The following is a 19802-nucleotide window of genomic DNA, read 5'->3' as shown; positions in this document are numbered from 1 at the left end:
GATGGACCACAAGATCGCCGCACAGCGGGACGGTGCGCGTTCCAGGGCGGCGCGGCGTTCGCCCGGCCCACCGATGCCCACCGTTGACCGCCGCATCGGCGGCGTGCCGGTGCGGGTCTACCAGCCCGACGCGACCCCGGTGATCGTCTATCTGCACGGCGGCGGCTTCGTCATCGGCGATCTGGAGACACACGACGCGCAGGTACGCCGCCTCGCCGCGGCGACCGGTGCCCGCGTGGTGGCGGTCGATTATCGGCGCGCGCCCGAGCACCCGTGGCCGGCGGCGGTCGACGACACGGTCGCGGTGCTCACCGCGCTGGCCGGTCAGCCGCTGGCGGTGGCCGGCGACTCGTCGGGCGGGATGTTGGCGGCGCTGGCCGCGTTGCGGGTGCCCGGCCTGCTCGCGCAGTTGCTGGTCTGTCCCAACGCCGATCTGACGCTGAGCTCGCCGAGCGTGGTGTCCGAGGCCGACAACGGCTTCCTCGACCCCGCCCAGCTCCGCGAGTGGATCGGCTGGTGGGTGCCCTCCCCCGAGGTGCGCGCGTCGGCGGCGGTCAACCTGTTGGTCGCCGACCTCCACGGGCTGCCGCCGGCGCTGGTCGTCACCGCCGAGCACGATCCGCTGCGCGACGAGGGTGAGGCTTACGTGGCCCGGTTGACTTCCGCGGGCGTACCCGTGCGGCATTGGCGTGAGGCCGGTCTGTTGCACGACTTCCCGACGATGCGGGACGCGAACCCGGCTGCCGCCGCCGCCGAGGACCGCTTCCTGGCCGCGGCCCGCGAGCTTCTGCTGTGACCGTCCTGCACGTGTTCGACATGGACGGCACGTTGCTGCGCGGAAGCTCGGCGAGCCTGCAGATCGGCCGGGCGACGGGCACTGTCGCGGAGGTGGCCGCGCTGGAGGCCGCGTTCGTGGCCGGCTCGATCGACACGGTCGGGTTCGCGCGGGGTGTGCACCGGCTCTGGCAGGGGCTGACCCTCGACATCGTCACGGCCGTCTACGCCGGCAGCCCCTGGTTGACCGGCATCCGCGACGTGTGCGCCGACATCCGGCGACGTGGCGAACGGTCGGCGGTGATCACCATGTCGCCGGACTTCTTCGCCCGGCTGCTGTTGGACGAGGGTGTGGACGAGGTGGTGGCGTCGCGGTTTCCCGCGGTGCCGTTCGTTACATCGGTGGACCCGTTGGGCATTCTGACGCCGGCCGACAAGGTGCGGATCGCTTCCTCGCTGTGCGCCCGACACAAGGTGACGCGGTGCGTCGCGTACGGGGACTCCATCTCGGACGTTCCGTTGTTCGCGCACCTCGGCCGGACCACGGTCGCTGTCAACGCCGACGCTCACGTGGCGAGCGTGGCGGGAGCGACCTACGCGGGTTCGGACCTGTTCGAGGCGTACGCGCTGGGTCGCTCGCTCATCGACGAGCCGTAGCCGCCACCACCTTCAGGTCGTCGACCAGGCCGTTGAAGGCGAGGTCCTGGTCGTCGGCGCGGAGCACGGCCGACGGGTGGATGGTGGCGACCAGCTTGGCCGGCGGCACCTCGACGCCGCCCTCGATCGGTGCGACGCGAAAGTCGTCGGGGTTTTGCGCCGCGTCCGGCCACGGCAGCACCTGACCGCGCTGCCGGGTGACCCGGAACGACGGTCCGAGCAGGGCCTTCGCGGCGGTCGCGCCGAGCACCACGACGACCCGTGGGCGCAGCAGCGCGAACTCGGACACGAGCCAGGGGCGGCAGGCCACGATGTGCTGCTGCTCCGGCGTCTGATGGATGCGCCTCTGTCCTCTTTGGACGAAACGGAAGTGCTTGACGGCGTTCGTCAAGTAGATCTCTGGCACCTCGATGCCGGCCGCGTCGACCGCGCGCCGCAGCAGGTGCCCGGCGGGGCCGACGAACGGGAACCCCTTCTGGTCCTCGATGTCGCCAGGCTGTTCGCCGACCATCACGATCTTGGCTTTGGCGTCGCCGCGGCCGAACACCACCTGCGTCGCGTCGGCGTATAGCTCGCAGCCCCGGCACCCTGGCGCGGCCCGTTTCAGGTCGTCGAGGCTGTGTGCCCCGTCAGGGATGAACCGTTCTGCCCCGGGTGGTGGTTCGGTCGCCGCCATTCGGCCTTTCTACCCGATCCGCCCCGGTCCTCATCGACTAGGCCCTGTTTCGTATCTGGGGTCGAGGCGAGGCGGAGTCCAGGGGTCGTCTGGGTGTGCGGCGGCTTTATCCGGATACCGGTGTTGTATCCGGGTGAAGGCACCGTGCGGCCAGACGACCCCTGGGCCCGCCGCAGCCCGGCTCCAGATACGAAACAGGGCCTAGGTGCTGAACGACCGGGGCTGCGCGCCGCCGGCCGCCGCTGCCAGCGCGGCGGCCAGCGGCTCGATCCGGTCGTCGTCGAGCCGGCTGATGGTGATCCGGATGCCGGCCGGTGCGCCCAGGCGGTAGAGCGAGCCCGGAGCGACCGCGTAGCCGGCGTCCCGCAGTGCGGTGACCACCGAGGTCTCGTCGCGCACCGGGACCCAGACGTTGATGCCGGTGTGCCCCTGGCTCGGCAACCCGTGCGCGTCCAACGCGGCCCGCAGGGCTCCGCGTCGTCGTTCGTAGCTGTCCCGCGCGGTCGCCACCAGCTCGACCACGGCCGGGTCCGCCCAGAGGCCGGCGACCACCTGTTGCAGCAACGTGGACACCCAGCCGGAGCCGAGCCGCATCCGGCCGGCCACTCGGGCGATCGTCGCCGCGTCGCCGGCCAGCACGGCCAGCCGCAGGTCGGGGCCGTAGGGCTTGCTCACCGAGCGCAGGAACGCCCAGTGGCGGGTCGCCTTGGCCAGCGTGTGCAGCGGCACCGTGGACAACTCGGCGGAATGGTCGTCCTCGACGAGCAGCACGTCCGGGTGTTCGGCCAGCACCCGCCGCAGGTCGGCCGCGCGCCGCCGGGTGACCGCGGCGCCGGTCGGGTTGTGCGCGCGGCTGGTCACGATGAACGCGCGCGCGCTGGCCGCGAGCGCGAGGTCCGTCCCGGACGGCGTCGGCCCCTCGTCGTCGACCGGCACGCCGACCACCTCCAGGCCATGCGCGGCGACCAGGTCGATCACGGCGGCCCAGCCCGGGTCCTCGACCGCCACCTTGTCGCCGGGGCGCAGGTTGGCGGCGAGCAGCCGGTCGATGCCGTCGAGGGCTCCGCTGGTGACGGTGAGGTGCGCCGGGTCGACCCCGTCGGCGGCGAACCGGGCGGCGGCGGCCTCTGCCAGGTCGGGGTGCGTGCCGGCGTGGTTGTAACCCACCGGGTCGGCATCGGCGAGCCGGCGGATGTAGGGGCCGAGCGGTGGCAGCAGGCGCAGGTCGGGCTCGCCGGAGAGCAGGTCGAGGGTGCCTGCCGGGGGCGGCACGACCAGCGCCGCGCGGCCGCCACTGACCGGCGGGCGGGGCCGCACCCGGGTGCCGTTGCGGCCCGCGGTCTCGATCACCCCTCGCGAGCGCAGCGTCTGGTAGGCCTTCGCGGCCGTGCCGGCGCTGACACCGAGCCCGTCGGCCAGACCGCGGACCGGTGGCAGCGGCGTGCCGGGTGCGAGCGCGCCGGTGCGCACGCCCTCCTCGATGCTCGCCGAAATCTCTGCCGCCGTGGAGCCGACGATCTGATAATGTGCTGTCACAGTTTCAATAATGTACTAGAACAAAACCGGGAGGGCAATCATGTACGCGCCGACGGAACGGACCACCGCCACGCGAGCCCGTGACCGGATGGTCTACGACGCCGAGACCGTGCATGCCGTCCTGGACGAGGCATACCACTGCGCGATGGCGTTCGTGGTCGACGGCGAGCCGCGTGTCCTGCCGACCCTGCACGTGCGCGTCGGCGACACGCTCTACCTGCACGGGTCGACCGGCAGCCGACCGCTGCTCGGGGCGCGCGACGACGGGTTGCCGGTCTGCGTCACCGTCACGCTGCTCGACGGGCTGATCTACGCGCGTTCGCAGTTCCACCACAGCGCCAACTACCGGTCGGTGGTCGCGCACGGCGTCGCCACCCTGGTCACCGACGAGACGGCGAAGCGGACCGCGATGACCGCGCTGGTGGAGAAGCTGGGCACCGGCCGGGCCGCGCAGACGCGGCCGCCGTCGAAGCGCGAGCTGGCCGAGACGGCGGTGCTGGCGCTGCCGCTGCGCGAGGTCTCCGCCCGGACGCGCACCGGTGGCGTACGCGAGGAGGAGTACGACCTGGACCTCCCGCACTGGGCCGGCGTGCTGCCGCTGCGCCTGACCGCCGGCGTGCCCGAGCCGGACGCGGGCGTGGCGGTGCCGATGCCCTCTTATCTGCGGCCGGCCGTCTCGCCGTGGCTCTCCCCCGAACGACTGGTCGGCTCCCACGTAATCCTCGAGCCACTCGACCTGTCGCATGTGGACGAGCTGTTCAAAGCCACCGCCGACGCCGAGGTGTGGCGCCATCTGACCGCGCCCTTGCCCCAGAGCCGCGAGGAACTGGCCTCTTACGTGTCCGACGCGCTGGCGGCCGCGCACCGCGGCGAGCGGGTGCCGTGGGTGCAGCGCTCGGCCGCGACCGGCGAGGTGGTCGGCACGACCTCTTACTACGAGGTCGCGCCCGGCGCCCGGTCGCTGGCGATCGGCCACACATTCCTGGGCCGGGCGGCCTGGCGCACGGGCATCAACACGGAGGCCAAGCTGCTGCTCCTGTCCCGGGCGTTCGAAACGCTCGGCGCGGAGCGGGTGGTCTGGCACACCGACATCCGCAACGAACGCTCGCAGGCAGCCATCGCCCGCCTGGGCGCCACCCGCGAGGCCCTCATCCGCCACCACCGCATGCGCCCCGACGGCTCCTGGCGCGACACGGTCCAGTACTCGATGCTCGCGGAGGAATGGCCCGCCGCGTCAGTCGCTCTACGCTCCCGCCTGCGCAACCCCTGATAAAGGAAGGCGCGACCGGCGGCGGACCTGGCAGCGAAGCGAAGCGAGCGGTCTCAGGCGGGAGCAACGGTCGCGCCCACCGAAAACCCGGGAAAACCAGCCCTTAATGGCTCTTTGTCCGGTTCTGGTCACGCGCCGTTAGAAAGTGTCTTACCCCTCGGGCAGGATTGCCCTCGTGGACGTGATGGAGAGCTTCGGGCCTGCCACTCGGGAGTGGTTCGCCGCCGCCTTCGCCGCGCCCACCGACGCCCAGGCCGGTGCCTGGAAGGCGGTGGGTGCCGGGCGCAACGCGCTGGTGGTGGCGCCCACCGGGTCCGGCAAGACGCTGGCCGCGTTCCTCTGGTCGCTCGACAAGCTGTCCCGCGAGCCGCTGCCGGCCGAGCGCAAGCAGCGGTGCCGCGTCCTCTACGTGAGCCCGCTCAAGGCGCTCGCCGTCGACGTCGAGCGCAACCTGCGCGCGCCGCTGACCGGCATCCGGCAGGCGGCCGGGCGGCTCGGGCTGCCGCCACCCGACATCACCGTCGGCATGCGCACCGGTGACACGCCGGCCGACGAGCGGCGCTCCTTCGCCCGCACCCCGCCAGACATCCTGATCACCACGCCCGAGTCGCTGTTCCTGCTGCTCACCTCGGCCGCGCGCGACTCGCTGCGTGGGGTCGAGACGGTGATCGTCGACGAGGTGCACGCGGTCGCCGCGACCAAGCGCGGCGCGCACCTGGCGCTGTCGCTGGAGCGGCTCGACGAGTTGCTGCCCAAGCCGGCCCAGCGGATCGGGCTCTCGGCGACCGTGCGGCCGGTCGACGAGGTCGCGCAGTTCCTCGGTGGCGCGCATCCGGTCGACGTGGTGCGGCCGGCCACGACCAAGACGATCGAGGTCAGCGTCCAGGTTCCGGTCGAAGACATGACCCGGCTCGACGAGGTCGAGGAGCCGGGCAACGACGAGCTGGGCGCTCCGGCGCGGAGGGCGTCGATCTGGCCGGCGGTCGAGGAACGGGTCTACGACCTGATCACCCGGCACCGGTCGACGATCGTCTTCACCAACTCCAGACGCAGCGCCGAGCGGCTCTGCGCCCGGCTCAACGAGCTGGCCGTCGAGGCGGTCGAAGAGCTCGCGGCGGGCGGCGCCGCGCGGCTGCCGGCCGAGATCATGGCGCAGGCCGGCGCGGCCGCCGGCGCACCGCCGGTGATCGCCCGGGCCCACCACGGCAGCGTCTCCCGCGAGGAACGGAAGAACACCGAAGAGGCACTCAAGTCCGGTTCGCTGCCGGCCGTGGTCGCCACCTCCAGCCTGGAGCTGGGCATCGACATGGGCGCGGTCGACCTGGTGATCCAGATCGAGGCGCCGCCGTCGGTGGCCGCGGGGCTGCAGCGGGTCGGCCGGGCCGGCCACCAGGTGGGTGCCGTGTCCCGCGGGGTGGTCTTCCCCAAGCACCGCGGTGACCTGGTCTCCTGCGCGGTGGTCGCCGAGCGGATGGGCGAGGGCGCGATCGAGGAGCTGCGCTACCCACGCAACCCGCTCGACGTGCTGGCGCAGCAGATAGTCGCGATGGTGGCGCTCGACCCGTGGGCCGTCGGCGACCTCTCGGTGCTGGTCCGCCGGGCGGCGCCGTTCGCCGAGCTACCCGAGTCGGCGCTGCACGCGGTGCTCGACATGCTCTCGGGCCGCTACCCGTCGACCGCGTTCGCCGAGCTGCGCCCGCGGCTCGTCTGGGACCGGGCGACCGACCAGCTCACGGGCCGGCCCGGCGCCCAGCGGCTGGCGGTGACCAGCGGCGGCACGATCCCGGACCGCGGGCTCTTCGGTGTGTTCCTGGCCGGCGCCGAACGCGCCGCCCGGGTCGGCGAGCTCGACGAGGAGATGGTCTACGAGTCCCGGGTCGGCGACGTCTTCCTGCTCGGCTCGACCTCCTGGCGCATCGAGGACATCACGCCCGACCGGGTGCTGGTCTCGCCCGCGCCCGGGCAGGCGGCCCGCATGCCGTTCTGGAAGGGCGACCAGATCGGCCGGCCGGTCGAGCTGGGCCGGGCCATCGGCGCCCGGCTGCGCACCCTGGTCAAGCAGTCCGACGAGGAGGCCACCGGCGCCCTCAAAGCCGGCGGGCTCGACGACTGGGCGGCCGGCAACTTGATCGCCTACCTGCGCGAGCAGCGCGAGGCGACCCGCTCGTTGCCCGACGACCGCACGATCGTGGTCGAGCGGTTCCGCGACGAGCTCGGCGACTGGCGGATGGCCGTCCACTGTGTGCTCGGCGCCCGGGTCAACGGCCCGTGGGCGCTCGCGGTCGGCCAGCGGCTGGCCGAGCGCTACGGCGTCGACGCACAGGTGATGCCCTCCGACGACGGCATCGTCGTGCGACTGCCCGACACGGCTGACGAGCCGCCGGGCGCCGACATCGTGGCTTTCGACCCCGACGAGATCACCCAGATCGTCGAGGAGGCGGTCGGCGGGTCGGCCCTGTTCGCCGCCCGGTTCCGCGAGTGCGCGGCCCGGGCGCTGCTGCTGCCTCGCCGCGACCCGCGCCGCCGCCAGCCGCTCTGGCAGCAGCGGCAGCGCTCGGCGCAGCTACTCGACGTCGCCCGCGAATACGGCGACTTCCCGATCACCCTCGAGGCCGCCCGCGAGTGCTTGCAGGACGTGTTCGACGTGCCCGGGCTGAGCGGCCTGATGCGCGACCTGGCCGCCCGCAAGGTGCGCCTGGTCGAGGTCGAGACCCAGCGGCCGTCGCCGTTCGCGCGGTCGCTGCTGTTCGGCTACGTCGGAGCCTTCCTCTACGAGGGCGACTCCCCGCTGGCCGAGCGCCGGGCGGCCGCGCTGGCCCTCGACTCGGCACTGCTCGGCGAGCTGCTCGGCCGGGTCGACCTGCGCGAGTTGCTAGAGCCCGCGGTGGTCACCGAGACCGAGCGACAGTTGCAATGGCTGACCCCCGAACGGTCCCCACGCGATGCCGAGGATGTGGCCGAGCTGCTCCGGCTGCTCGGCGACCTCTCCCCCGCCGAGCTGACCACGCGGGGTGCCTCGGTCGAGTGGGCTTCGGAACTGGTCGCGGCGCGGCGAGCGCTGTTGGTGCGGATCGCCGGCGAGGACCGGTTCATCGGCATCGACGACGCGGGCCGCTACCGCGACGCGCTGGGCGTCGCACTGCCAGTGGGCATCCCTACCGCCCACCTGGAGCCGGTCGCCGACCCGCTCGGTGACCTGCTGGCCCGCTACGCCCGCACGCACTCGCCGTTCGCGGCCATCACCGCCGCCGCCCGCTTCGGGCTCGGCGTCTACGTGGTCGAGCAGTCCCTGCGCCGGCTGGCCGCGACCGGCCGGGTGGTCTCGGGCGAGTTCTCCCCCGGCGGCGCCGGCAGCGAGTGGTGCGACGCCGAGGTCCTGCGGATGCTGCGCCGCCGGTCACTGGCCGCGCTGCGCCGCGAGATCGAGCCGGTGCCGCCCCGGGTGCTGGCTACCTTCCTGCCCCGCTGGCAGCAGGTCGGCTCGTCGGCCCGCGGCGTCGAGGCGGTCGAGGCCGCGGTCGAGCAGCTACAGGGCCTGGCCGTGCCGGGTTCCGCGCTGGAGCGTCTCGTGCTGCCGGCGCGGGTGGCCGACTACCAGCCCGGCTACCTCGATGAGCTGTGCGCCAGCGGCGAGGTGATCTGGGCCGGCGGCGGCGCCATCTCCGGGGGCGACGGCTGGGTCACCCTGGCCTACGCCGACTCGGCGCCCCTCCTGCTGCCGGTCCCCGACGAAGCGCTGGCCCTGACCCCGCTCCACGACGCGGTCCTGTCCGCCCTGTCCGACGGCCAGGCGCTGTTCTTCCGCACCCTCTCCGACCGGGTCGGCTCCACCGACGACGCCGAGCTCGTCGGCGCCGTGTGGGACCTGGTCTGGGCGGGCCACCTCACCAACGACACGCTGGCACCGTTGCGCGCCGTGCTCGGCGCGGGCGGCGCACACCGGTCGCGGCCGAGCACGCCACGCACCCGCTACCGCCGCCCCGGCGGCCGAGCGGTCATGCCGAGCCGCACCGGCCCGCCGACGGTGGCCGGCCGCTGGTCACGGCTGCCGGAGCGCGACGCCGACCCGACCCGACGAGCCGCCGCCCTGGCCGACGTCCTGCTCGAACGCCACGGCGTGGTCACCCGAGGCGTCGCCGCCGCCGAAGGAGTGACGGGCGGCTTCGCCGCGGTCTACCCGGTGCTGGCCGCGCTGGAGGAACGCGGCGCGGCCCGCCGCGGCTACTTCGTCGAGGGCCTGGGCGCGGCCCAGTTCGCGGTGCCGGGCGCCGTCGACCGGCTCCGTGCCATCGCCGACCGCAACGACCGCGTCGAGGCGGTCGAAGAGCCACCGGGCCGAGGCCGGACCCGCGGCGGCCTCGCCCTGGTCCTGGCCGCGACCGACCCGGCCAACCCCTACGGCGCGGCCCTGCCGTGGCCCGACCGCGCGGTCGACTCCGGCGAGAGCCAACCCGGCCCCGCCACAGGCCACCGCGCGGGCCGCAAGGCGGGTGCCCTGGTCGTCGTGGTCGGTGGCGACCTGACCCTCTACGTCGAACGCGGCGGCCGCACGCTGCTCTCCTTCACCGACGACACGGAGGCGCTGGCCGCAGCCGCGAAGGCCTTGGCCGACGCGGTGCACACCGGGGCCTTGGGCGCCCTGTCCGTCGAACGCGCCGACGGCGAGGGCGTCCACGCGTCGCCGCTGCGGGACGCGTTGACCTCCGCGGGATTCCGCGCGACACCGCGCGGCCTACGATTGCGCGGGTGAGCGCACAGCAGGGCATCGTCCGCGAGTGGCACGAGGAGCTGGGCTGGGGCGTGATCGACGCCCCGACCGTCCCGGGCGGGTGCTGGGCCCATTTCTCCGCGCTTGAGATGCCGGGCTATCGGGTGCTGTCGGCCGGGCAACGGGTCACCTTCGTCGCCGAAGCCGGCGAACAGGACGGCTTCGCCTACCGGGCGGTGTCGGTTCGCCCTAACTGAGACGCCTCGCGCGCGGCGCGGACGTGCGCGGCGCGCCTGCGGCCAGCGGGGACGTGCGCGGGTCCGCGCACGGAACCGGGCGTCGGCCGGTGGTTACGGGCGCCTGTGGGATGTGGGTTTCTTGTCCCGCGTGATTCCATGCAACCTTCTCGTCCGCTCGGGCGTATATCCCGCATCTGGTGTGGCGGAGGGGTGGATGGGCGGCGCGCGCGAGGCGGATTTCGACGAGTTCTATCGGGCTGGTCGGCGGCGGATGCTGGGCTACGTCTACGTGCTCACCGGCGACGTGGCCGAGGCGCAGGACGTCGTGCAGGAGGCGTTCGTGCGTGCCTGGCAGCGGTGGGCGACCGTCGGGACCTATCCGGACCCTGAGTCGTGGGTGCGGGTGGTCGCCGCGCGGATCGCGATCAGTCGCTGGCGGGGGCGGCGGAGCCGGGCGCGGGCGTACGTGCGGCACGGTGCGCCCGGACCGGTCGACGGGCCGACGCCCGACACGGTGGCGCTGGTCGACGCGTTGCGGCAACTGCCGGCCAACCAGCGGACAACGCTCGCGCTGCACTACGTGCTCGGGTTGTCCGTCGCGGACATCGCGACCGAGACAGACGTGGCGGTCGGCACCGTGAAGGCCCGGCTGTCCCGGGGCCGGGTCGCGCTCGCTCAACTGCTGGGCGACGACAACATGGCGGAGGTGAACCGTGGCTGATCTCGAAGAGCTGGCCGGCCGGCTCGACCACGAGCTTCCTGACGTCGCGTGGGACGAGCCCGACCGGATCCGCTCGCGCGGTCGCACCCGGGCGCAGCGGCGCTCGACGGTGTTGGCCGCCGTCGCCGTGCTGGTCGTCCTGGCCGGTGCCGGCTGGTTGGTGACCGGCACGCGGTCGACGCCGGCCGCGCCTCCAGAACCTGTTCCGGCCACGACCTCAGCGGCGCCGACCCAGCCGGCCGTCATCGACGGGTCGACGCTGTTCCCCAAGACGGCCATGCTGCAGCCGGCCGACGTCGGTGCCGGCTACCAGGTCACCGACGATGTCGGGTACTCGCCAGGCTCCTACCCCACCTGGGCGTTCGGCGGTGACGACTGCCCGGCCTACGCCGGCCTGGACATCACGGCCTTCAAGTCGTACCTCTGGTTCCGGCACGCCAACCTCGAGGGCGACGGGCCGCCGGTCTTCACGGAGGGCAGCCGCTTTCCCGCCGGCCTCGGCGCCCGCGTCATGGCCGACATCGACCGCGTGACGACGGCCTGTGCGAAATGGGACCGCCAGGGTGGCGAGGCCACCAGCGAGCAGCGGCCGGGCGTCACCACTACGACGTACACGGTGCTGGCCAGGGATTTCGCGGGCGATCAGGCGCGGCTGGTCCGCAAGCAGGTCCGCACCGTCGGCGAGGACGGTGCCGAGCTCTTCGAAGGGACCGTGATGATCGCGGCCGTCCGGGTGGGTGACCGGGTCAGCTTCGTCCTGATGGAGCAGGACGAGCCGGAGCGGGTCCGGCTACTCGGCGAGCGCGCCGCCGACCGGCTGTGCGCCGCTGACAACGCCTGCTGACGGCCGCTCGTAGACGTGCGGGGCCAGCAGGGCGCAGCAGCGCAGGTTGCGGTAGCGGCCCTGGTAGTCGAGGCCATACCCGACGACCACTCCGGACGGTACGTCGAAGCCGACATATCGGATGTTCGCGTTCTGGGCGCCGGGCTTGCGGAACAGGCCGAAGAACTCGAGTGACGCGGGGCCACGGGCGCGCAGGTTGGTCATCAGCCAGGCCGCCGTGAGCCCTGTGTCGATCACCGTGTCGACGATCAGGATGTCCCGGCCGGCCACGTCCACGTCGATGTCCTTGCGGAGGCGGACCGCTCCGGAGCCGCCCTGGCCGGCGCCGTACGAGGTGATGCCCATCCAGGTGATCTCCACGTGCCGGTGCAGGGCACGGGCCAGGTCGACCGTCACGGTGGCCGCTCCGTTGAGCACTCCCACCAGGAGCAGGTCGCGCCCCGCGTAGTCCGCTTCGATCCGCGCGGCCAACTCGGCCACACGGGCGGCGATCTCGTCTTCGGTCGCGAGGACCTCGGCCACGTCGTCGATCACGTGCGCGTGCTCCACGCGCAACAAGCTACCCCACTTGGCCACGGAGCCTCCATCACACGAACGTGCGGGGCGCGCGCCGCGCACGCGCGCCTGGCACCATCAGTGCGTGCCGCTCACCGCATCCCGCGCCCTCGTCCGGCAGACCGAGCGCTGGTTCGTCCGGCGTGGCGTGCCACAGATGATCGCCGGGTACGACTTCCGCCGGCACGTGCTCCCCCGCATGGCGCCGTACCTGGCCATGGTGGCCCTCGTCGACCTCGCCTGGTTCGGTTCACTGGCCGCCGGCGCGAGCGGCCGGACCCACGAGCTGATCGGGCTCGCGGCCGTCATCGCCGCGCTCGCCGCCTGGCCCGCCCTGGCCGCCTGGAGCCGCCGGATGCCCAGGTTCTCGCTGGTCACGGCATGGGCATTGCTCGCCGGGTACGCCGTGCTGCTGGCCGCCGTGCCGCTGGCCGCGCTCAAGGTCGGGTGGTCGGGCGAGGGAGTGGCCAAGTACCTGCTGGCGGCCGTGGCGACCACCGCGGGCGGCTATCTCGTGGTCACCTACGGCCTGCTGCCCCTGCTGCGCAGCGCCGTCCGGCACGCCATCGACGACATGCGCAACAGCCTGCGACTGCAGGGGCGGGCGCTGCCGATGCTGCTGTTCGTGACGTTGTTCTTCTTCTTCACCGGTGAGCTGTGGCAGGCGATGCACCGGCTCGGCTGGGATCGGGTCGGTGCGGTCCTGGCCCTGTTCGCGGCGGTCACCATCCTGGCCAGCGCGGGCCGGCTGCGTGACGAGATCGGCCGGGTCGAGCGCGACCTGCGCCCGGACCGGCTCAGCCACGCCTGCAAGCGCACGCCGCTGTCCATGGTGGACATGGCCGACGTGGCACCGGATGGCGAGCCGCTCGCGCCGGTCCGGCTGACGAACGGCCAGATCACCAACCTGCTGGTCATCCTGGCGACGCGCCAACTCGTACAGGCGGCCGTGGTCGGGCTCGGCCTGTTCAGCTTCTTCGTCCTGCTGGGTTTCCTGATGGTCACCAAGGAGACGGCCGCACAGTGGATCGGCGCGGAGCCGGAGATGCTGCGCGCGGTCCCGGTCGCGCTGCTGAAGAACGCCGCGGTGCTGGCCGGGTTCGGAAGTATGTACTTCGCGGTCACCTCGATGATCGACGCGGAACAGCGACACCAGTTCTTCGCACCGATCCTCGACGAGGTCGAGCGCGTCCTGGCCGTGCACGCGGTCTACCTGACGGTCCGCAACATCGTCCTGCCCAACGCCCCGGGGGGCCCCGGCCCACGCCAACCGAGCCCGGTCACCCAGGCGGTCACGGAGCGAACCGCGGATCAGAACGCCGAAGAAACCGCGCTCTCCCAGACATCCGACTAACTCGCCGGCGCCGCCTCCCCAACCCCGAGGCGACGCCGGCGGTGACGGTCAGGCGAGCTGCGGCGCGATCTCCGCGGCGATCAGCTCGATCAGGTCGATGTCGCGCAGGTCGCGCATCTGGAGGAACAGCCGGGTCGCGCCCGCTTCCACGTACGCGCCGAGGTCGTTCACGATCTTGTTCGGCGTGCCGATGACCGCGCCGTCGCCCGAGTCGGTATCCAGGACGTCGGTGCCCCAGCGGGCCCGAACCTCGGCGTCGGTGCGGCCACTCACGACGGTCACCGCGGCCGACTTGACGGGCAGATCCGTGCGTCCGGCGACTACACAGGCGTCGTCGACCCCTCGGTAGATCCGCGAGACCTCCGCCGCGGAGCGGAAGGGCACGTTGAACTCGTCCGCGAAGCGCGCCGCCAGCGCAGGCGTGCGCTTGGGGCCCGAGCCGCCGATGATGATCGGCGGGCGGGGCGACTGGGCGGGCTTCGGCAGGGCCGGCGAGTCCACGACGCTGTAGTACTTGCCCGCGTAGTTCAACCGCTCGCCGACCGGCGTCGCCCACAGCGACGTGAGGATCTCGAGCTGCTCGGTCAGCCGGTCGAACCGCTCACCGACCGACGGGAACGGAATCGCGTAGGCCTGGTGCTCGGCGTCGTACCAGCCGGCGCCGAGGCCGAGCTCGATCCGGCCGCCGCTCATCTCGTCGACCTGCGCGACGCTGATGGCCAGGGGTCCCGGGTGGCGGAAGGTGGCCGACGTGACGAGAGTGCCGAGCCGGATCGTCGAGGTCTCCAGGGCCAGACCGGCCAGCGTGACCCACGAGTCGGTCGGTCCGGGTAGCCCGTCGCCGCCCATGGTGAGGTAGTGGTCGGAGCGGAAGTAGCCGTCGAAACCGGCTGCCTCCGTGGTCCGGGCGGCCTTGACCTGGTCGGCGTAGCTGGCACCGAGTTGGGGTTCGGTGAAGATGCACAAGCGCATGTGTGCCAACCTAACCCGATGCTTCCCTCGACCGGCTGGCAGATCCGCCAGTCCTTCAGCGGCGACGACCGGGAGGCGCTGGACGAGTTCCATCAGCGCACCTGGGGTGGCCCGATCGTGGTCGCGCACGACGAGGCGATCGACCTGCGTACGCTGCCGGCCCTGGTCGCCGTCGGCGCCGACGGCAAGTTCGCGGGCGCACTGTCGTGGCGGGTCGACGGCGACGCTCTCGAGGTGGTCAGCATCGCGGCCGGCACCAGCGGCGAAGGCGTGGGAACGGCGCTGCTCGACGCCGTGGTGGCCGAGGCCCGGGCCTCCGGGTCGAGCCGGATCTGGCTCGTCACCACCAACGACAACCTGCGGGCGCTGCACTTCTACCAGCGCCGCGGCCTGCGCATCGTCGGCGTCGACCAGGGCGCGGTCGACCGGGCCCGGCGGATGAAGCCGAGCATCCCCACGGTCGCCGACAACGGCATCCCCATCCGCGACGAGCTCCGCCTCGAGCTGCCGATCGAAGGTCAATGACCAATGTGGATCAGTTTCACCACTGACTACGGCCGGCTCGACGGTTTCGTGGCCGCCTGCCACGGGGCGATCGCGAAGATCACGCCGGCCGCCCGCGTCATCGACATCACCCACGAGGTGCCGCCCGGTGACGTCGCCCGGGGCGCCGTCGTGCTCGCGCAGACCGTCGGTGACCTGCCGGCCTCCGTACACCTCGCGGTCGTGGACCCGGGTGTGGGCACGGCCCGGCGGCCGGTCGCCCTGCGCACCCCGGGCGGCCTGCTCGTCGGTCCGGACAACGGCCTGCTGATCTGGGCCGCGGAGGCACTCGGTGGGGTCACCGAGGCGGTCGAGCTGCGCAACCCCGCCTGGCTGGCCCCGGTGGTGACCCGCACGTTCCACGGCCGCGACATCTTCGCGCCGGTCGCCGCGCGGCTCGTCGGCGGAGCACCGCTGGCCGATGCCGGCCCCGCGATCGAGCCGGCCGGCCTCGTCCGCCTGCCGGAGCCCAAGTCGGCCCACGGCGAAGGCTGGCTGGAGGCGGCGGTGCTCTCCGTCGACCGGTTCGGCAACATCCAGCTCGCCGCGAAAGCCGACGCCCTGCCGGCGGCCGTCGGCGGCGGCGTGCGGGTCGCGGACCAGCCCGCGGTGATCGGCGAGACCTTCGCGGACGCGGCACCCGGCGCGCTCGTCGTGCTCGTCGACTCGGCCGGGATGGTCGCGGTCGCGGCCAACGGCGCACCCGCCGACGCGACCCTGGGCGTACACCCCGGCGACGTGCTGCGGATCACTGTCGAACGCCGGGAGCCGTAGCCACCACCGGTGCGGCACGATGGAAGGGTGCCCGAAGGTGACACGGTCTGGAACACCGCCCGCACGCTCCAGCGCGCCATCGGCGGCGGTGAGCTGACCGCGTCCGACTTCCGGATCCCCCGGCTGGCCACCACCAAACTCACCGGCTGGCGGGTGCTGGAGTCCACCGCGCGCGGCAAGCACCTGCTGCTGCGCCTGCGCGACCCGGCGGGCACCGACCGCACCCTGCACTCGCACCTGCGGATGGACGGCGCCTGGCGGGCGTACGCGCCGGGCGAGCGCTGGGCGGCCAAGCCCGCACACCTGATCCGGGTGGTGCTGCGCACGTCGGACGCCGTCGCGGTCGGCTACCACCTGCACGACCTGACGCTGGTGCCCACCGCCCGGGAGTCGGAACTGGTCGGCCATCTCGGTCCGGACCTGCTCGGTGCCGACTGGGACCCGGCGCAGGCGGTGGAGCGGCTGTCCGCGCACCCCGACACCGCGATCGCCGAAGCCCTGCTCGACCAGCGCAACCTGGCCGGCATCGGCAACCTCTACAAGGCGGAAACGCTGTTCCTGCGCGGCGTCTGGCCGTGGACCCCGGTGCGGTCGGTGCCGGACCTGCCGGCCATGGTCTCGCTCGCCCAACGCCTGCTGGCCAGCAACCGGGGGCGCTGGTTGCAAACCACCACGGGCTCACTGCGCAAGGGCGACGCCAACTACGTCTACGGCCGCCGCGCCCAACCCTGCCGCCGCTGCGCCACCGCGATCCAAAAAGCCGAGCAGGGGGAACGGGTTACCTACTGGTGCCCTCGTTGCCAACCCAAACCCAACGATCTTTGATTTCGCGGGTCCGCGGTGGGCGTCTGTTGATCCCTCAATACCAACCAAAACGAACGCTCGTTCATTTCGCGCGTCCGCGGTGGGCACGACCGTTCGCTCCCGCGCGCACCGCTCGCTTCGCGTCGCTGCCAGGCTCGCGGGGGTTTCTCCTCTGAGTGGCGCAACGAGACGACGACCCGCACTGAGGCCGGGCGCAGGGCGTGAGCTACGAGGCGGCGCGCATGGGATCGGGGGTGGTGGTGCGTAGCTCGGCCAAGCCGGAGGCGACGCCGCGCAGCAGGTCGCTCGCCTCGGTGAGGCGGGAGACCGACGGGTGGGTGGTGCCTAGGCGGCCGTCCTCGGCCACATACGCGGCTGCGGCCGCGACCAGGCGTTCGTAGGCCGCCACGCCCTCGTCGAGTTGCTGCGTCAGGTCGCGGTGGGCCTCCGTCAGGCCCGGCTTGGCGTCCGGCGGGGCCAACTGCGTCGCCTTCTCCACCCCGGAGACCCGGTGGGCCAGGTCGCGCAGGGAGTCCTCGGCGACCGCGGCCTCCAGGACCGCGCTGCCGCCCATGCCGGTCAGGCGCGGCGCGAGGCTGTTCAAGGTCGACGACGCTCGGTCCAGGCGGTCCCAACCCGTCGCCGCGGTGCTGCCGCGTAGCGCGAACCGGCCCTTCTGGCGGCGTACCTCGGCCAACGCGGACCGCCCACCAGGCGCCGACTCCACGGCGGCGATGAAACGGGCGCGGGTGCGTTCGGCGGCCAGCGCCGGGTCCGGCGCCGGCGGGGCCGGCTCGGCCGACAGCCGGCGCAGGTCGGCCCAGCGCCACCCGGCCAGGACCAGGGAACCCCCCGCGGCGGCCGCCCAGGCGGCGTCAGGCAGGCCGAGGCCGGCATAGGGAGTCAGGACAGCGGCCGCGCCGGCCAGACCGGCACCGGCCACGCTCCAGCGACGGGCGGAGCTACGCAACCGGCGGAGTCGCCGGAAATAACGGGTCCGCGCGTCGGCCACTTCTGTCCCCCAGGTCTTAGCCGGCGGCGCTCGAACCGCCGGGGTTCTTGTCCTTGGACATGCTCGCGCGCAGCTCGTCGAGGCGCGCTATCCCGGCGACGTCGGCCTTCTCGTCGTTGGCCGCCTTGTCGCCGTTGCCCTGCTGTGCGTCGGCGGCCTCGTTGGCACCGCCCACCGCCGGACGCTCGGACGCGCTGCCCAGCTTCTCGCCGGCCATGCTCGCCCGGATCTGCTCCAGCCGATCGGCGCCGGCCATGTCGAGCGTCGAACGCTGCACCTCGATCATCCGGCCCTCGACCGAGTTGGAGGCGAGCTCCGCGCGGCCCATGGCGTTGGCGTAGCGGCGCTCGATGCGCTCGCGTACCTCGTCGAAGGACGGCGTGTTGCCCGGCGCCGCGGTCAGCGACGACATCGACTCCAGCGAACGCGCGACGGTCTCCTGCATGCGCGCCTGCTCGAGCTGGCTGAGCAGCTTCGTGCGCTCGGCGAGCTTCTGCTGGAGGATCATCTGGTTGTTCTCGACGGCCTTGCGGGCCTGGCCGGCGGCGTTGATCGCCTGGTCGTGCAGGCTCTTGAGGTCTTCCATGCCCTGCTCGGCGGAGACCAACTGGGACGCGAGCTGCTGCGCGGTCTGCTCGTATTTGCCGGCCTCGGGCTCGTTGCCCTCGGCGCGGGCCTTGTCGGCGAGCACCAGCGACTGGCGCGCCATCGAGCCGAGCTTCTCGACCTCGGACATCTGGCGGGACAGCTTCATCTCCAGCTGGCGCTGGTTGCCGATGACGGCGGCGGCCTGCTGCACCAGGGCCTGGTGCTGCCGCTGCGCGTCTTCGACGGCCTGCTGGATCTGCACCTTCGGGTCGGCGTACTCGTCGATCTTGGCGCCGAAGAGCGCCATCAGGTAGCGCCATCCCTTGACGAACGGGTTCGCCATGTCCGCGTTATCCCCTCGTGTCCGTGCCTGCCGGCAGGCTTGGGTCCTGCGCCGTCACGCCACTGCGACGGCACGGCGCTCGCTCCATCGTCTCAGGCGCACGCCACCCGGTCACTGCCTTGGCAGCTATTGATCACAGTACGCGCGGTAAGAACCGGCGGCTATGGGGCTCACGCGGCGAAGACACGGTCGCGGTCACGCGGACCGCCGGTGTTGCGGGTGGCCCGCAGGGTGGCCTTGAGCGGCGAGGTCTGGTGCACCGAAACGGACACCTTGCCGTCGGTGGCGACCTGCCGGACGGGGGCCTTGGCACGGGCGGCGCCGGCCAGCGCGGCCGGAGCGGCGGGCTCGGGAGTCGCCGCGTTCGCCGGATCCAGCACCGGCGTGGGCGGCACGACACGGGCCGGCTGGAGCTCCGGCGGCTTCTCCTGGCCACCGACTCCCACCAGCACACCCTCCATCTGCTCGGCCAGTGCCAGCGTGTCGCTGGCCTCGCGGAGCACCTGGGAAAGCTGGGTGTCGAGGGCGTCGCAGATCGACGAGAGGAGCTCGCTGGAGGCCTCTTTCTGCCCCCGCTCGATCTCGGAGAGGTAGCCCAGGCTGACGTTGGCGGCCGTAGAGACCTCACGCAGGGTTCGATGCTGCCCCTGCCTGCGTGCGCGCAATGCGTCGCCGATCACCCGACGTAGCAGGACCATTCGCACCTCCCCCTCCGTCGTCGCCCCGACCTACGCCGAAGGCTTCCCGCAACCGTACTCGTTCTCCGCTTCCCCGACATCCTGCCCCGCCGGGTGAGGGGAGGACCCCCAAGTGCCAGAAATCCCTTTTGTCCGCAACTCGCCGGGGACGCGGGCCGTCAGGACCCCGAACTGTTCGCCACAGGCGAACGCAGCACCGCCACCAGCGATTCCAGGGCTTGGGAAACGGCACCGGCCCGGATCGCCGCCCGGTCACCGTCGAGCCGCAATTCGTCGACCCGGCGGCCGGCCGGTCCGACGACCGCCACATAGACCAGGCCCACCGGCTTGCCGTCCTGCGGGTCCGGCCCGGCCACCCCGGTGGTGGCCACTCCCCAATCAGCGCCGCAGACCCGGCGGACCCCGCTCGCGAGAGCCAGGGCGACGTCGGGGTCGACCGGGCCCTGTGCGGCCAGCAGCGGCGCCGGCACCCCGGCCAGGCTGGCCTTGAGGTCGGTCGCGTAGACCACGAGCCCGCCCCGGAACACCGCGCTCACCCCGGCCACCTCGACGATCGTCGCGGCCAGCAGCCCGCCAGTCAGCGACTCCACGACGGCCAGGGTCTCACCCCGATCGACCAGCAGTCGTACGGCAGGCGCGGCCGCACTGGGCTCCAGCGGGTTGCTCACCGACCGATTCTCCCAACACGGCGTTAGTAAGGGTCCCTTGCGCTGCGGAAAGCGTTAACAAGGGTC

General features: G+C 72.8%; 19 protein-coding genes. 11 read left to right on the top strand and 8 right to left on the bottom strand.

Annotation, left to right across the window (positions count from 1 at the left end):
* The first annotated feature begins 1 nt into the window (after position 1).
* Entirely contained in the window at positions 2–796 is a 795-nt protein-coding gene (locus BLV39_RS19970; protein ID WP_204082858.1) for an alpha/beta hydrolase, read from the top strand.
* Positions 793–1431, top strand: a complete 639-nt coding sequence (locus BLV39_RS19965; protein ID WP_090794575.1) for an HAD family hydrolase — start codon at positions 793–795, stop codon at positions 1429–1431. The genes BLV39_RS19970 and BLV39_RS19965 overlap by 4 nt, the downstream gene beginning before the upstream one ends.
* Here the strand turns inward: BLV39_RS19965 and BLV39_RS19960 are convergent.
* Both BLV39_RS19960 and BLV39_RS19955 read right to left on the bottom strand, forming a co-directional pair.
* Positions 1415–2107: a UdgX family uracil-DNA binding protein gene (locus tag BLV39_RS19960; RefSeq protein WP_090794572.1), complete on the bottom strand. Its 693-nt coding sequence runs from the start codon at positions 2105–2107 to the stop codon at positions 1415–1417. The genes BLV39_RS19965 and BLV39_RS19960 overlap by 17 nt on opposite strands.
* Before the next feature lie 201 nt (positions 2108–2308).
* On the bottom strand, positions 2309–3643 hold the full coding sequence (locus BLV39_RS19955; protein ID WP_090794569.1) for an aminotransferase class I/II-fold pyridoxal phosphate-dependent enzyme: 1335 nt from the start codon (positions 3641–3643) through the stop codon (positions 2309–2311).
* A 40-nt stretch (positions 3644–3683) separates the two neighbouring features.
* Between BLV39_RS19955 and BLV39_RS19950 the strand changes: the two genes are divergently transcribed.
* From BLV39_RS19950 to BLV39_RS19930, 5 genes are all read left to right on the top strand, one after another.
* Positions 3684–4913, top strand: coding sequence for a bifunctional pyridoxamine 5'-phosphate oxidase family protein/GNAT family N-acetyltransferase (locus tag BLV39_RS19950; protein ID WP_090794566.1), 1230 nt, complete (start codon positions 3684–3686; stop codon positions 4911–4913).
* Positions 4914–5097: 184 nt separating this feature from the next.
* Positions 5098–9663: an ATP-dependent helicase gene (locus BLV39_RS19945; protein WP_090797569.1), complete on the top strand. Its 4566-nt coding sequence runs from the start codon at positions 5098–5100 to the stop codon at positions 9661–9663.
* Positions 9660–9878, top strand: coding sequence for a cold-shock protein (locus BLV39_RS19940; protein WP_143049815.1), 219 nt, complete (start codon positions 9660–9662; stop codon positions 9876–9878). The genes BLV39_RS19945 and BLV39_RS19940 overlap by 4 nt, the downstream gene beginning before the upstream one ends.
* 196 nt (positions 9879–10074) lie before the next feature.
* Positions 10075–10581 carry a SigE family RNA polymerase sigma factor gene (locus tag BLV39_RS19935; protein ID WP_090794562.1) on the top strand — a complete coding sequence of 169 codons (507 nt, stop codon included), beginning with the start codon at positions 10075–10077 and terminating at the stop codon, positions 10579–10581.
* The gene (locus BLV39_RS19930; protein WP_090794559.1) at positions 10574–11425 is read left to right on the top strand and encodes a hypothetical protein; all 852 of its coding nucleotides are present in this window, start codon (positions 10574–10576) and stop codon (positions 11423–11425) included. Before BLV39_RS19935 ends, BLV39_RS19930 begins: the two co-directional genes overlap by 8 nt.
* On the opposite strand, the gene BLV39_RS19925 is transcribed toward BLV39_RS19930, so the two are convergent.
* Positions 11372–11974 (bottom strand): phosphoribosyltransferase, encoded by a 603-nt coding sequence (locus BLV39_RS19925; RefSeq protein ID WP_090794557.1) that lies wholly within the window; start codon positions 11972–11974, stop codon positions 11372–11374. The genes BLV39_RS19930 and BLV39_RS19925 overlap by 54 nt on opposite strands.
* A gap of 91 nt (positions 11975–12065) precedes the next feature.
* On the opposite strand from BLV39_RS19925, the gene BLV39_RS19920 reads away from it, so the two are divergent.
* Positions 12066–13334, top strand: a complete 1269-nt coding sequence (locus BLV39_RS19920; RefSeq protein ID WP_090794554.1) for a hypothetical protein — start codon at positions 12066–12068, stop codon at positions 13332–13334.
* 48 nt (positions 13335–13382) lie between these two features.
* Here BLV39_RS19920 and BLV39_RS19915 read toward each other — a convergent pair whose 3' ends face one another.
* Complete coding sequence (locus BLV39_RS19915; RefSeq protein WP_090794550.1) at positions 13383–14306, bottom strand: LLM class F420-dependent oxidoreductase; 924 nt, start codon at positions 14304–14306, stop codon at positions 13383–13385.
* An 18-nt stretch (positions 14307–14324) separates the two neighbouring features.
* On the opposite strand from BLV39_RS19915, the gene BLV39_RS19910 reads away from it, so the two are divergent.
* From BLV39_RS19910 to BLV39_RS19900, 3 genes are read left to right on the top strand one after another with little or no spacing between them, the layout of a single operon-like run.
* Positions 14325–14831: a GNAT family N-acetyltransferase gene (locus tag BLV39_RS19910; protein WP_090794547.1), complete on the top strand. Its 507-nt coding sequence runs from the start codon at positions 14325–14327 to the stop codon at positions 14829–14831.
* 3 nt (positions 14832–14834) lie between these two features.
* Positions 14835–15623 carry an SAM hydrolase/SAM-dependent halogenase family protein gene (locus BLV39_RS19905; RefSeq protein ID WP_090794544.1) on the top strand — a complete coding sequence of 263 codons (789 nt, stop codon included), beginning with the start codon at positions 14835–14837 and terminating at the stop codon, positions 15621–15623.
* 27 nt (positions 15624–15650) lie between these two features.
* Positions 15651–16448 carry a DNA-formamidopyrimidine glycosylase family protein gene (locus BLV39_RS19900; protein ID WP_090794541.1) on the top strand — a complete coding sequence of 266 codons (798 nt, stop codon included), beginning with the start codon at positions 15651–15653 and terminating at the stop codon, positions 16446–16448.
* 205 nt (positions 16449–16653) lie between these two features.
* Here BLV39_RS19900 and pspM read toward each other — a convergent pair whose 3' ends face one another.
* The 4 genes from pspM to BLV39_RS19880 all read right to left on the bottom strand — a co-directional run bounded on the left by pspM (position 16654) and on the right by BLV39_RS19880 (position 19736).
* Positions 16654–17439, bottom strand: a complete 786-nt coding sequence (gene pspM / locus BLV39_RS19895) for a phage shock envelope stress response protein PspM (protein WP_090794537.1) — start codon at positions 17437–17439, stop codon at positions 16654–16656.
* 16 nt (positions 17440–17455) lie between these two features.
* Complete coding sequence (locus BLV39_RS19890) at positions 17456–18370, bottom strand: PspA/IM30 family protein (RefSeq protein WP_090794533.1); 915 nt, start codon at positions 18368–18370, stop codon at positions 17456–17458.
* Positions 18371–18540: 170 nt separating this feature from the next.
* Complete coding sequence (locus BLV39_RS19885; protein WP_090794527.1) at positions 18541–19068, bottom strand: helix-turn-helix domain-containing protein; 528 nt, start codon at positions 19066–19068, stop codon at positions 18541–18543.
* 158 nt (positions 19069–19226) lie between these two features.
* Positions 19227–19736 (bottom strand): CinA family protein, encoded by a 510-nt coding sequence (locus BLV39_RS19880; RefSeq protein WP_090794524.1) that lies wholly within the window; start codon positions 19734–19736, stop codon positions 19227–19229.
* Positions 19737–19802: the final 66 nt, after the last annotated feature.

This window comes from Asanoa ishikariensis (assembly GCF_900107455.1).
Taxonomy (GTDB): Bacteria; Actinomycetota; Actinomycetes; order Mycobacteriales; family Micromonosporaceae; genus Asanoa; species Asanoa ishikariensis.
Note: the sequence above shows the minus strand (reverse complement) of the source record. Positions and strands in the feature narration are given on the sequence as shown.

What these genes read in the sequence shown, in the direction of transcription:
- BLV39_RS19970 (WP_204082858.1), top strand. Translation starts at nt 2, where the DNA reads ATGGACCACAAGATCGCCGCACAGCGGGACGGTGCGCGTTCCAGGGCG.
- BLV39_RS19960 (WP_090794572.1), bottom strand. Translation starts at nt 2,107, where the DNA reads ATGGCGGCGACCGAACCACCACCCGGGGCAGAACGGTTCATCCCTGAC.
- BLV39_RS19950 (WP_090794566.1), top strand. Translation starts at nt 3,684, where the DNA reads ATGTACGCGCCGACGGAACGGACCACCGCCACGCGAGCCCGTGACCGG.
- BLV39_RS19905 (WP_090794544.1), top strand. Translation starts at nt 14,835, where the DNA reads ATGTGGATCAGTTTCACCACTGACTACGGCCGGCTCGACGGTTTCGTG.
- BLV39_RS19935 (WP_090794562.1), top strand. Translation starts at nt 10,075, where the DNA reads ATGGGCGGCGCGCGCGAGGCGGATTTCGACGAGTTCTATCGGGCTGGT.
- BLV39_RS19910 (WP_090794547.1), top strand. Translation starts at nt 14,325, where the DNA reads ATGCTTCCCTCGACCGGCTGGCAGATCCGCCAGTCCTTCAGCGGCGAC.
- BLV39_RS19890 (WP_090794533.1), bottom strand. Translation starts at nt 18,370, where the DNA reads ATGGCGAACCCGTTCGTCAAGGGATGGCGCTACCTGATGGCGCTCTTC.
- BLV39_RS19945 (WP_090797569.1), top strand. Translation starts at nt 5,098, where the DNA reads ATGGAGAGCTTCGGGCCTGCCACTCGGGAGTGGTTCGCCGCCGCCTTC.
- BLV39_RS19885 (WP_090794527.1), bottom strand. Translation starts at nt 19,068, where the DNA reads ATGGTCCTGCTACGTCGGGTGATCGGCGACGCATTGCGCGCACGCAGG.
- BLV39_RS19915 (WP_090794550.1), bottom strand. Translation starts at nt 14,306, where the DNA reads ATGCGCTTGTGCATCTTCACCGAACCCCAACTCGGTGCCAGCTACGCC.